Consider the following 13,038-nt stretch of genomic DNA (forward strand, 5'->3'; position numbering starts at 1 on the left):
AAACAGATGTAGGTCCATCAGATGATTGCTTTCGTTATTGCCATCTTTGCCCTGGCCGGGCTGATTAAAGGCACCATTGGTTTAGGCTTGCCCGCAGTATCTATGGGTTTGCTGACCATTTTTATGAGTCCTTTTCAGGCCGCAACTTTGCTGATTGTACCTTCGATCCTCACCAATTTCTGGCAGCTGTTTGCCGAAGGTCATGTTCTCAAATTAATGCGCCGTTTCTGGCTATTATTACTAGGCATTGCTGTGGGTTCAATGTGGAGCATTTTCCCGACACTGGGTCATTCGGAGTTTCATAGTGAAGCTTTGCTCGGTGGCATGCTGGCGCTTTATGGCCTATATGGTTTATGTGCGAAAAAAATGCCGGATTTAAGCCGACATGAAAACTGGCTGTCTCCGATTATGGGTTATCTGGGTGGTGCCTTGACGGTAGCGACTGGTGTGGTGGTGATTCCGGTGGTACCGTATTTACAGACCCTGCATTTAAAGCGTGATGATCTGGTTCAGGCTTTGGGGTTGGCGTTTACGACTTCTACCTTATGTCTGGCGATTTTCCTGCACCGCAATCTAGTGGACAATATGCCGATTGATTATGCCATGTCCACGATTGCCCTGATTCCGGCGCTGATTGGCATGTGGTGTGGCAAGAAAATCCGTTATCGCATTCCTGAACAGAAATTCCGGACTGTATTTTTTATCGGTCTGATTGCTTTAGGCAGCTATATGATGCTGCATCAATTCGGCTGGATTTAATGCAGCAGCTTTTGTGCATCTGTGGACAGCAAGAATTGACTGAAATGCTGATAGGCCGTACTCAGTTCATCAAAATTCTTTGCTGCGAGTAATAATTTTCGGTTGGCCCAGTTTCCGGTCAGTTTAATTTGCTTGAAGGCATACAGTCGAGACAGACGTTGTGCAGCACGTTGCGGCATGATGGCGATACCGACACCATTGGCCACCACCTGGGCAATTGCGGCAAAATTAGGTAAGCGTAGGCGGTACTGAATCTCGCAGTTCAGTAATCTGGCCTGGGTTTCAATCGACTGTTGTAGCGAGTGATATTGCATCAAACCGACAAAGGGATAATTCAGACAGTCCGCCAGCTTTAATTTTGACTCCTGGTTTAATTCATGCTGCTGTGGGCAAATCAGTACCAAGGGATCATCGGAAAATTCCAGAGTCTGCAGTTCGGGTGCAGGGAAAAAACTCGAGATCAGTCCCAGTTTGGCAGTGCCACTGGTGATCGCCTGAATGATGTCATTGCTTTCCGCTTCTTTGAGATCGATCTGAATATTCGGATTATTCACCAGATATTGTGGCAGCAGCAGGGGCAGGTACTCGCTTTGTGCGGAGGAATTGCACCATAAGCTGATATTGGAATGTGATCCTTCACTAAACGCAGCCATGGCCTGTGCCAGTTGCTGTCCCTGTTGTAGCATCGCTTGGGCATGCTCGGCAAAGACCTGTCCGGCAAAGGTCAGTTTGACTCCGCCAGCATGTCGGGTAAACAGGCTGACCTGATAGTGCTGTTCCAGTTTTTTAATCCGCTCACTGGCCGCCTGCAGGGAAATGGCAGAGCTTTCGGCTCCTTTGGTCAGACTGCCGCTATCGACAATATTTAAAAACAGGCGTAAATCAAAAAAATCCAGACGCATCGGCAGGATGCCCATTACAAAGAATTAGTCTATCTTAACCAATTCCTCAACCAAATAAAAAAGCAGCCTTGGTGGCCATTGCTGTCCCACAATTTTTCACAAGAGGAAGCTCATTTGAGCTTCCTCTTGTTTTATGGGTATTTTATCGGGTGAAAATAAAGCTTTTAAAGTTCTTCTTTCAAACAAATTCACTTGAATTATTCTGAGTAAACGTTGAACTGTCCAACCTGTTTTCCCTAAATGTTGAGCGAAACTCACCAATAAATAGGCGATCATCGCAATCCAGATTTGTGTCTGAATTGCGTTCCTGCTGCGGCCTAGAAACGCTTTTAATTTGAGATTCTGCTTAATCGCCTTAAAGAACAGCTCAACTTTCCAACGATCTTTATAAATCGCCGCAATGGTGGAGGCGGCTAAATGAAAGTTATTGCTGAGAAAGCTAAAGTGCTTGCCACTTTGCTGATCTCTATATTCAATTCTTCTTAACACTGGGGCTTTTCTTTTTAGAGCATGTGCGCTATTCAGCTGAATGGTTTCATCTTTTAGAATACCTTTGGATTCAAGCACTGGATGTTGCTGGATTACCTGATACACAGATTTAGGCCTAAAACGTGTGACAAATCCAATGTTTTGAGCAGTCAGATTTGCATACCATTGGTAATCGACATAGCCTTTATCAAAAACTACAATGCTGCCAGCAGGAAACTGGAATTTGCGGCCTTGTACCATGTCATTTTCTTTGCCATTTTCAACTGCAACAAACTCAGGAATATCATTGCTGTGATTCAATCCTATGCTGAGTTTCATGCTGGCTTTTGAGTCGTGAACTTTGGCCCATTCACATAAGGAAAGCGACAGGTTAATATGACTGGCATCCAAGGAATACAAGGGATTCTTAAAGCGAAATTTATGAGCTACTTTTGAGTGTTCATAGTATTTAAGCAACTTGTAAAATAGCTGTTGATACAAGGCAGCAGGCTGCTGCTCATTGATTCGTGCCAGCGTGCTTCGGGGAATAGACTTTGCTCCGAGATGACTTAGCTTTTCCTGTTGGCACTCCAAATTGGACTGAATATCTCTCAGACTTTGCCTACAAGAGAATTGAGACATCAATATGGCAATAAACTGATCCCACCGGGAAGCCGCTCTAAATTTCTGTCCAACATGGTGTACTTTAGCAAGTTGTTCAAAATCCTGTCGCACAACAGGTTTAATTAGCTCATGAAATACGGTATTCTGATGTGACAAAACCTGAATCCTGGTCGTTAAAGTGTTTGTTTGCACTCATATTTTAACTGTTAGGACTCAGGTTTTTTTATTTAAAGCAAACTATGGGACAGCAGTGCCTTGGTGGCTGCTTTCTCATGATTTTTAAAAATTATTTTTTATCGACCAGTCCAAAGAACCAGTTCAGAAACAGGGCAGCAAACGTTGCAGTTCCGATCCCGCCAAGGTTAAAGTCACCAAAGGTCAGGGCGAAGTCACCAGTTCCGAGAATAATAGTTACTGCTGCGACCATCAGGTTTTTGTTTTGCGAGAAGTCGACCTTGTTTTCAATCCAGATTTTTGCGCCGGCAATGGTAATTAGACCAAAGACTACAATCGAAGCACCGGTCAGGATCGCGGTTGGAATGGTATGAATAATCGCACCAAATTTTGGAGATAATCCTAAGAAAATTGCAAATACACCGGCAATGGCAAAGATAATGGTGGAATAGACACGAGTCACGGCCATAACCCCAATGTTTTCACCATAAGTGGTCATGCCCGGAGCACCGACACCACCTGCCAAGGTTGTTGCAACACCATCTGCGAAGAAGGCTTTACCAATCTGTGGATCTAGGTTTTCACCGGTCATCGCACCGACGGCTTTGATATGGCCCAGGTTTTCTGCCAGCAAGATCAGCGCAATCGGGGCAATGATCAGCATGGCATTCACTTCAAACACCGGTGCATGGAAATGCGGTACCCCAAACCAGGCAGCTTCCTGAACTGGAGCAAAGTTGATGGGTGTTCCATGGCCCAGTACATTACTGAGTATGTAATACACGATATAGGACAGCAGCAGGCCGACTAGCAGTAACAGGCGTTGCAGCAGGCCACGGGTGAACACAGCAATCGAACCCATACACAGTACGGTCACCAGTGACATCCACATATTAAAGGTATTGCCCATCACATTTTTCACGGTTACTGGTGCCAGGTTCAGACCAATGATCATGACCACGGCACCCGTCACTACTGGGGGCATCAGCTTTTCAATCCAGCGGGTTCCGGTCGCCATGACCAGCAGACCAAAAATGGCATAGATCACGCCACAGGCCATGATCCCGCCTGCAGCTACTGCGATATTTGGATTCACACCATTGGTTCCGGCATAACCTGTTGCTGCAATCACCACACCAATAAAGGCAAAGCTTGAACCCAGGTAACTTGGGACACGACCACCGGTCATCAGGAAGAACAGGATGGTACATACCCCTGACATTAAAATCGCCAGGTTCGGGTCAAAACCCATCAGGAACGGTGCCAGTACAGTTGCACCAAACATGGCAAACGCGTGTTGTACACCCAGGATTAATGATTGTGCAGGTGGTAAATATTCTGCGGTGCCTACTGGTCGTGCATCGATACTGCCTTCATAAGGGCGCCATTTGGGGAACCAATTGGACATAAAATGAGCACTCTAAAGATAAATTGTGCACATCATACTCTTGTTTTTTAGAAGATTTAATTGCTGATACAAATTTTTTGTTCAAACTAATTTCATGACTTTATTTAAATTTACTGAACGGTAAAAGTTTTTTGAATTAAAAGTAAAAACAAATCAGTGTATTAATTCTGTAAACAGTCTATGTGTGAACCTATAAATAAATCTGATGGGCTATATAAGTAAAGCATTTTGGAATAGTTGACTGATCAATAAAAAAGCACATCGCGAAGGATGTGCTTTTTTGTGACTTGTAAATTATTAGCCTGTATTACGTAAACCGGCAGCAATCCCCGCGATACTCACCATCAGGGCATGGTCAACCGGGGTATTTTCGGCATTTTGCTGTGCCAGATACAGACGACGACGTTTCATCAGTTCAGCTTGGAGCAGATGCAGCGGTAACAGGTAAGGCTTACGCACACGCATAGATTGATCCAAGACATCATTGCTGGTCAGCAGTTTTGATTCACCTTTCAGGGTGAGCAGGGTCTGTACGCCGTCTTTCAAACGTTGACGCAGTTCTTCACCGAGCAATTTCAGATCCGGATCATCAGTCAGATGCGATTCATAGTACAGCGCCACATCGGCATCTGCTTTCGACAGTACCATTTCCAGCATGTCGATCAGGGTCTGGAAGTATGGCCACTGCGCCAGCATTTCATCCAGGGTTGGGCGCTGACCTTGTTCCAGCACTTCATTCAGCGCTGCACCAGTACCCAGCCAGGCTGGCAGCATCAGACGGATTTGGGTCCAGGCAAAGACCCAAGGAATGGCACGTAGTGACTCGATCCCGCCGCTGACTTTACGTTTCGCCGGGCGTGAACCGAGTGGCAGCATTTGCAGTTCCAGTTCCGGGGTTACGGTACGCAAATATTTCACAAAATGTGGATTTTCACGCACGGTCTGGCGATACACATTCACCGACAGATCGGTCATTTTGTGCATCAGCTCACGCCATTCCGGTTTAGGATTTGGCGGTGGCAGCAGAGTCGCTTCCAGAGTCGCCGCGGTATAGATTTCCAGGTTTTGTAGCGCAATGGTTTCCAGACCGAACTTGAAGCGGATCATTTCCCCCTGTTCAGTCACGCGGATCGCACCCGAAATCGAACCAGGTGGCTGTGAGAACAGTGCCTGTTGCGTTGGTGCACCACCACGGCTGATGGAACCGCCACGGCCGTGGAATAGGGTCAGTTTCACGTCATGCTGTTTGGCAACGGCAGTCAGCTCTTCCTGCGCACGGTACTGTGCCCAGTTGGCAGACATAAAGCCGGCATCTTTAGCCGAGTCTGAATAACCAATCATGACTTCATGTTTACCCTGAATATGCTGCTTGTACCAGTGCATATTGAACAGGGTCGACATGGTGTCCGCTGCACCATCGAGGTCTTTTAGCGTTTCGAATAAAGGCACCACACGGAGTGGATGTTTGATTCCAGCTTCTTTTTGTAATAGGAGCACAGCCAGCACGTCACTTGGGTATTCCGCCATCGAGATGATATAGGCACCGAGCGACTCACTTGGCTGCTGTGCCAGTGTACGCATGGTGGCAAAGACTTCCTGCACATCCGGATGTTCAATCAGGCTGCCGGCCGGTTCGTTCAGGTATTTCGGTAATAATGGACGTTTGCTTTGCAGTTCCTGTAGCAGGAAGTTCTGACGTGCCTGTTCCGTCCAGGTTTCAAAATTACCTAAGCCTAAGTATTCAGTAATTGCGGAAATCGCCTGACGGTGACGGCCAGATTCCTGACGGATATCCAGTTTTAGCAGTTCAATCCCGAAACTGTTGACGCGATAGATGAAGTCGAGCAGCTTGCCATTGGCAATTTCCGGCAGGTTGCAGTCCATCAGCGAGCGGTAGCACAGTAATAAAGGCTGTAATAGCTCATCTTTCGTTTTGATCACTCGGCTATCATCGGCATCTTTACCATGCAGTTTTTCTGCCAGCCAGTTACGGGTGGCTTTCAGGCGTTCACGAGTATCGCGCAGATATTCACGGTACGGTTCCGGATGCGATTTGCCCAGTGCCTGTTGCAGTTCTTCGCTGCATTGCTGGATCGACAGTTCCCAGCGCAAGTCTTCGATATCACGTAAATACAGATCCGCGGCTTTCCAGCGAGACAGCCACAGCACTTCCTGAGTCACATGATGAGTCACATTCGGGTTGCCGTCACGGTCACCACCCATCCAGGAAGCAAAACGGACTGGCGCAACACTCAGCGGTAGAGGCTGACCACATTGGTCCTGTACCATTTCATTCAGTTCACGGATGAATTTGGGTACCGCATTCCACAAAGTTTGCTCAATGGTGGTAAAGCCCCATTTGGCTTCATCCACCGGAGTCGGGCGGTGTTGGCGGATTTCATCGGTCTGCCAGGCAGAAGTAATCAGCTGTTTCAGATCAGCCAATACTTCCTGACGTTCACGCGGTGTCAGTTTTTGCTGGTCACATTTGGACAGGCAGTTATTGATGCCATCATATTTCTGAATCAGGGTCCGGCGGCTGACTTCGGTCGGATGCGCGGTCAGCACCAGTTCAATTTTCAGTTCACAGATCTGTTGATACAGGGTTTCAGAGGAAATTTCTTTCTGTTTGAATTTTTCAAACAACGGCACTAGTGGATTTGGTGATTCAGCTGTTTCATCAAACTCGCTTTGGCGGCGGCGGCGTACCACATGATATTGCTCGGCAATATTGGCAAAGTTCAGGAAGTGGGTAAAGGCACGCGCCAGAGGGAGAATTTCATGATCTTCCAGACTCAGGAACAGTTGCTCAAGTTGCTTTTCTGCTTCAACCTGACCATCACGTGCGCCTTTGGACAATGCACGGATCTGTTCGACCTGATTAAACAAATCTTGTCCTGCATGCAGCTTTAAGGTTTCACCCAGCAGGTTACCCAGTAAGCGAACGTCATCACGCAGTGGTGCATCAATCTGTTGAGCCATTTTTATATCCCCTCTGTTATATGCTTTGACTATACCGCTCCTGTCCGACATTCCAAGCCTGTTACAGACAAAAGTCGGACATGGTCTGCTTATAAATTAACAGTTGTCAGACCAATTTATGTGAATTTGGTTATAAATTGGCAGCTTAGTGGGCGTAGCGCAATAAGAAAATCTGAATAGCGTCCTGAATGATTATTTGCTGCTGTGCGGCATCGGGGATGGGCAGGACGCCGAGCATGACTTGTTGATGCCGGTTACCAAACAGTAAGGACATCATCAGCTCCGTCTGTTTGATAGGGTCATCGGGCTGAATAAATTGATATTGCTGAGCAAGACTGAAGAAATTTCCCCAGAGCTGATCCAGAAAGCCATGTGAGGCGCGAAAGAACTGGGTGAGCAATGGGCTTTGTTCGGCAGCCAGTTCCATCAATAACAAATCTAATTTAATGGCTTCTGGCAAATTGACGATGTTCATCGACAGGGCGCAGGTCTCGTAAAACACCGTTTTAAAGTCACTCTCAGCTTTGAGCTCGATTGGACGGGCCTGAATGATGTGCTCGCAGGTATCTTCAATGGCGCAGGTAAAAAGATTAGCCTTGTCCTGAAAATGGTTATACACCGTCAGTTTGGTCACGCCCGCTGCCTGGGCAATCTGGTTCATGCTGGAACCATGATAGCCATGCTGCAAAAACAGCTGTGTCGCGGCATCCAGGATACGTTGACGCTTTTCTAAATCCTTGGGACGTCCTACCGAAATTTGCACTATCTCATCCAGAAAAAATAAATATGGTCATTGATTTATCTTGATTATTTTAATTAGTGTACCGCATGGTATATTAATTAAAAAATCACCAATTCAATATATCGCAGTCTATTCAGTAGAAAAACCATTATTAGATAAGAGCGGATAACATGAGCATGATGCAGCACTTCCTGACGGGCATGGTTATCGCCTGCAGTGTGACTCTGTGGGGATGTAGCAACAATAATGCAGCAGGAACAGAACAGGAAGTTCCTTTTGTGATGGTGACCCAGCCAAACACCTCCTATACCGAACAGAAAAGCTATGCCGGAGATGTGCAGGCACGCCAGCAAACACCACTAGCCTTCCGGGTCGGTGGCCAGATTACCCAGCGTTTTGTCGATGTGGGTGATCAGGTCAGAGTAGGGCAGGTACTGGCAACGCTAGATATCCGGGATGCGGAATTGCAACTGAATGCAGCACGTGCCCAGCTGGAAAGTGCCCAGTCTGCTGCCCAGATTGCTGAAGATGAGCTGAACCGCTTTAAACAGTTGCTGCCAACCAATGCGGTGAGCCGTTCACAATATGATGCCGTGGAAAACCAGTACAAGGCTGCCATGTCGAACCTGAAACAGGCACAGTCCAATTATGATGTCAGCCGGAATCAGACCGGCTATAACCGTTTGGTAGCGAATAAAAATGGGGTGGTGACTGCACGGCATATCGAAGTGGGGCAGGTCGTGGCGGCAGGGCAGGCCGCTTATGAAATTGCCTTGAATGGCGACCGTGAAGTTGTGATTGGGGTGCCGGAACAGGCAATCGGCGAGATCAAGGTCGGCCAACCCGCTTGGGTCACCCTGTGGTCTAAAAATGGTGAAAAATTCAGTGCTTATGTTCGTGAAATTTCTCCGGCTGCGGACCAATCCCGTACCTTTACTGTTCGTGTGGCCTTACGTGAAGGCCAGCAGTCGATTCAGCTTGGTCAAAGTGCTCGGGTATTCTTTATTAAAAATCAGGACAATGCTTTAAGTGTGCCACTGTCCAGTATTTCTGCCATCGATGGCCAAGCCTATGTCATGGTGGTGCAGCCAGATTCAACCGTACGTAAAGTTTCAGTACAGATTGGCGCCTATGACCGTGATTCAGTACCGGTGTTGAGTGGACTGAAAGCGAATGATTATGTGGTGATTGGCGGGATTCACTTGTTACGTGACCAGCAGAAAATCCGACCGATTGACCGCCAGAACCGTAGCGTTACTATCCAGGCTGGAGGTTAAGTATGGGCTTTAACCTCTCGGAATGGGCCTTAAAAAACAAGGGCCTGGTACTGTATTTCATGATTCTGCTGGGACTAGTCGGGATTATGTCTTATTCCAAACTGTCCCAGAGTGAAGATCCGCCGTTTACCTTTAAAGTCATGGTGGTGCAAACCTACTGGCCAGGAGCCAGTGCCCAGGAAGTCTCGCTGCAGGTCACTGACCGGATCGAAAAGGAATTGATGACCACCGGCAATTACGAGCGCATCATGGCCTATTCCCGTCCCGGTGAATCGCTGGTGACCTTTGTGGCCAAGGACTCGCTCAAATCCAAAGATGTTCCCGATGTCTGGTATAACGTCCGCAAGAAAGTCAACGATATTCGCCATGAACTGCCCCAAGGCGTACAGGGGCCATTTTTTAATGATGAATTTGGCGATACCTTCGGCAATATTTATGTCTTAAAAGGTAAAGACTTCGATTATGCGACCTTAAAAGAATACGCGGATCGTCTGCAGCTGCAGTTACAGCGGGTCAAAGACGTTGCCAAAGTTGAATTGATCGGCCTGCAAGACCAGAAAATCTGGATAGAAATTTCCAACACCAAAGCGGCGCAGCTTGGTATTCCGGTCACTGCGATTCAGCAGTCCCTGCAACAGCAGAATGCGATGAGCAATTCTGGTTTCTTTGAAACTGAATCGGACCGGATTCAGGTACGTGTCAGTGGTGCCCTGAAAAGCGTGGAAGAGCTGCAACAGATGCCGCTATATGTGAACGGCAAGACGGTTCAGCTAGGCGATGTTGCAGAAGTCTATCGCGGTTTTACCGATCCAGCCCAGCCACGCATGCGCTTTATGGGTGAAAATGGCATTGGACTTGCGGTATCAATGCGTAAGGGCGGGGACATTATTGCTCTTGGTAAAAGTCTGGAGCAGGAATTTGCCCGTCTGCAAAAGACTTTACCTTTAGGCATGGAATTAAAGAAAGTCTCTGACCAGCCGGTAGCCGTGAAACGCAGCATTAACGAATTTATGAAGGTGCTGGCGGAAGCGGTAATTATCGTGTTGCTGGTCAGCTTTTTTTCACTGGGTTTCCGTCCGGGGCTGGTGGTGGCTTTTTCCATTCCCCTGGTACTGGCGATGACCTTTGCCGGCATGAATTTCTTTGATGTTGGCCTGCACAAGATTTCCCTTGGAGCGCTGATTCTGGCCTTAGGCCTGCTGGTCGATGATGCCATTATCGCGATTGAAATGATGGCGATTAAAATGGAGCAGGGTTTTAGCCGGCTGGAAGCTGCTGGGCATGCCTGGCGCACCACTGCTTTTCCAATGTTGACCGGAACCCTGATTACCGCTGCCGGCTTTCTGCCGATTGCCACGGCGGCCTCGAGTACCGGGGAATATACCCGCTCGATTTTCCAGGTGGTGACGCTCGCTTTGCTTGTTTCCTGGATTGCTGCAGTTGTGTTTGTTCCTTATCTGGGTGATAAGCTGCTTCCAGACTTTAACCAGGATCTGGTACAGAAAGCGCCGTGGTATCAACGCCTCTGGGCACGTTTATGCAAGCAGCCTGAACCTGCACCACTGGTGCATCATGCCGGTGAGCAGCATGACCCGTATCAGACCCGCTTCTACCAAGGTTTCCGTCGTTGGGTTGATGCCTGTGTCACCTATCGCAAAACTGTGATTGCAGCCACTGTCGGTATTTTTGTCCTGTCGATAGCGATGTTTAAGCTGGTGCCACAGCAGTTCTTCCCGCCATCCAATCGTGCTGAAATTCTGGTCGATCTGAAACTGGAAGAAGGCGCTTCGCTGAAAGCCACTGAAGCTGCGGTGAAAAAAGTTGAAGCCTTCCTGTCCAAACAGGAGGGGATCGACAACTATGTGGCTTATGTTGGTACTGGTTCTCCGCGTTTCTATCTGCCGCTAGACCAGCAGTTACCACAGACCAGCTTTGCCCAGTTTGTGGTACTGGCTTCTTCACTGGAAGACCGTAATGAAATTCGTGAATCCTTGAGTAAGCAGATTCGTCTGTTACTGCCAGAAGTGCGTACTCGTGTATCGCTGTTAGAAAATGGTCCGCCGGTTGGTTATCCATTGCAGTTTCGTGTTTCTGGTGAAGATCTAGGTTTAGTACGTAGCTGGGCGCAACAAGTGGCAGCGAAAGTGGCCGAAAACCAGAACACTACCAATGTGCATTTGGACTGGGGTGAGCCAAGCAAGGTAATTAGGCTGGATATCGATCAGGACCGTGCCCGTCAGCTGGGTGTGAACAGTCATGATCTGGCCAGTTTCCTCAATAGTTCTATTGCTGGTGCAACGATTGACCAGTTCCGGGAAAAGCGTGAGCTAATTGAAATCCGTTTACGCGGTGATCAGGCAGAACGTGTGGATGTAGGCTCTTTAAGCAGTCTCGCGGTACCAACTTCAAGTGGCAAATTTGTCTCACTGGCGCAGATTGCCAAAATTGAATACGGCTTTGAAGAAGGCCTGATCTGGCATCGGAACCGTCTGCCGACCATTACTGTACGTGCTGACATCCGCACCAGCTTACAGCCTGCTACGGTGGTCAATGAGCTGAAACCTGAGCTGGATCAATTACATGCGAAGATGCCAAATGGATACCTGATTGAAGTCGGTGGAACGGTGGAAGAGTCGGCACGTGGTCAGACTTCAGTGAATGCAGGTATGCCGCTATTCCTGGCCGTGGTATTGACCCTGCTGATGATCCAGCTAAAAAGCATCTCGCGGACTTTTATTGTGTTCCTGACCGCACCGCTGGGCATCATTGGTGTGGTGCTGTTTCTGCTGTTGTTTAACAAGCCATTCGGCTTTGTGGCAATGCTTGGAACTATTGCCCTGTCCGGAATGATCATGCGTAACTCATTGATTCTGATTGATCAGATTGAACAGGATATTCTGGCGGGAGAATCTCAGTGGAATGCTATCATCAATGCTACGGTACGCCGTTGCCGTCCGATTGTGCTGACGGCACTGGCTGCGGTATTGGCCATGATTCCCTTATCCCGCAGTATTTTCTTTGGACCGATGGCCGTCGCAATTATGGGGGGACTGATTGTCGCGACCCTGCTGACGCTGTTTTTCCTGCCGGCGTTGTATGCCCAGTGGTTTAAAGTGAAAAAAACTGAGCATCCGGTTTAAAACTGTCATAATATCAGGTGCGAAATATTAAAAATTTTAATATAGTAGTGCCTGATATTTTAACAATTCAAAAAAATGCAAGGTTGCTGCTTTATCAAGGGTATAAGGCAGATGACGAGGTTGAAACAAACATGAATCCAGAAACTTTAACTCAAATGCGACGCTCTGTAGCACTTGCATATGTGTTCATGTTTTTAGCCTCTTTTACCGTGATTTTTGGTATTTTTTCTTACTGGTTAGCCCGTAAAGTTGCTCAGGTCGATTACGCTGAGGTCTGGTTACAGGCACAGGCCTTATGGATCATGCGCAATGTGGTGATTTATACCGCGCTGGCAGTATTTGCGGCCCTCTGGTTTATTCCATTATTTTTCTATGCCTGGGACAGCATGCTGTGGGTTAAAGCCTGTACCGTGGCTGGCGTCATCTTTAGCTTTATCGCTTTTATTTACATGATTAATGCCTGGTTTAAAGGTGTGTCCAAATTCTATCAAAGCAAAGCGGTTTTCTAAGCTTTCGATTTTTTTTCAGATTCCCCCCTTGTAAAAACAGGTTTGACCCCAAT

General features: G+C 47.6%; 9 protein-coding genes. 4 read left to right on the forward strand and 5 right to left on the reverse strand.

Features of this window, described 5'->3' with window-relative positions; all coding sequences use genetic code 11:
- Nucleotides 1-21 precede the first annotated feature (21 nt).
- Nucleotides 22-759, forward strand: coding sequence for a sulfite exporter TauE/SafE family protein (locus ABEF84_RS00230; protein ID WP_034585711.1), 738 nt, complete (start codon nt 22-24; stop codon nt 757-759).
- Here the strand turns inward: ABEF84_RS00230 and ABEF84_RS00235 are convergent.
- The 5 genes from ABEF84_RS00235 to ABEF84_RS00255 all read right to left on the reverse strand — a co-directional run bounded on the left by ABEF84_RS00235 (nt 756) and on the right by ABEF84_RS00255 (nt 8,080).
- Complete coding sequence (locus ABEF84_RS00235; protein ID WP_034585753.1) at nt 756-1,661, reverse strand: LysR family transcriptional regulator; 906 nt, start codon at nt 1,659-1,661, stop codon at nt 756-758. The genes ABEF84_RS00230 and ABEF84_RS00235 overlap by 4 nt on opposite strands.
- Nucleotides 1,662-1,757: 96 nt before the next feature.
- Entirely contained in the window at nt 1,758-2,909 is a 1,152-nt protein-coding gene (locus ABEF84_RS00240; RefSeq protein WP_347452744.1) for an IS4-like element ISAbe18 family transposase, read from the reverse strand.
- A 130-nt stretch (nt 2,910-3,039) separates the two neighbouring features.
- Nucleotides 3,040-4,335, reverse strand: coding sequence for a solute carrier family 23 protein (locus ABEF84_RS00245; RefSeq protein WP_034585708.1), 1,296 nt, complete (start codon nt 4,333-4,335; stop codon nt 3,040-3,042).
- 297 nt (nt 4,336-4,632) lie between these two features.
- Entirely contained in the window at nt 4,633-7,317 is a 2,685-nt protein-coding gene (ppc, locus tag ABEF84_RS00250; RefSeq protein ID WP_347454596.1) for a phosphoenolpyruvate carboxylase, read from the reverse strand.
- Between the two features lie 145 nt (nt 7,318-7,462).
- Nucleotides 7,463-8,080, reverse strand: coding sequence for a TetR/AcrR family transcriptional regulator (locus ABEF84_RS00255; RefSeq protein WP_347456678.1), 618 nt, complete (start codon nt 8,078-8,080; stop codon nt 7,463-7,465).
- 149 nt (nt 8,081-8,229) lie between these two features.
- Here ABEF84_RS00255 and ABEF84_RS00260 point away from each other — a divergent pair, with 149 nt between their 5' ends.
- The 3 genes from ABEF84_RS00260 (at nt 8,230) to ABEF84_RS00270 (ending at nt 12,985) form a co-directional block, all read left to right on the forward strand.
- Nucleotides 8,230-9,336: an efflux RND transporter periplasmic adaptor subunit gene (locus ABEF84_RS00260; protein WP_347453353.1), complete on the forward strand. Its 1,107-nt coding sequence runs from the start codon at nt 8,230-8,232 to the stop codon at nt 9,334-9,336.
- Nucleotides 9,337-9,338: 2 nt separating this feature from the next.
- Nucleotides 9,339-12,476, forward strand: coding sequence for an efflux RND transporter permease subunit (locus ABEF84_RS00265; RefSeq protein ID WP_347460845.1), 3,138 nt, complete (start codon nt 9,339-9,341; stop codon nt 12,474-12,476).
- Nucleotides 12,477-12,607: 131 nt separating this feature from the next.
- Nucleotides 12,608-12,985: a hypothetical protein gene (locus ABEF84_RS00270; protein ID WP_347460844.1), complete on the forward strand. Its 378-nt coding sequence runs from the start codon at nt 12,608-12,610 to the stop codon at nt 12,983-12,985.
- Nucleotides 12,986-13,038: the final 53 nt, after the last annotated feature.

It is taken from the genome of Acinetobacter sp. ANC 7912 (assembly GCF_039862785.1).
GTDB classification, from domain to species: Bacteria; Pseudomonadota; Gammaproteobacteria; order Pseudomonadales; family Moraxellaceae; genus Acinetobacter; species Acinetobacter thermotolerans.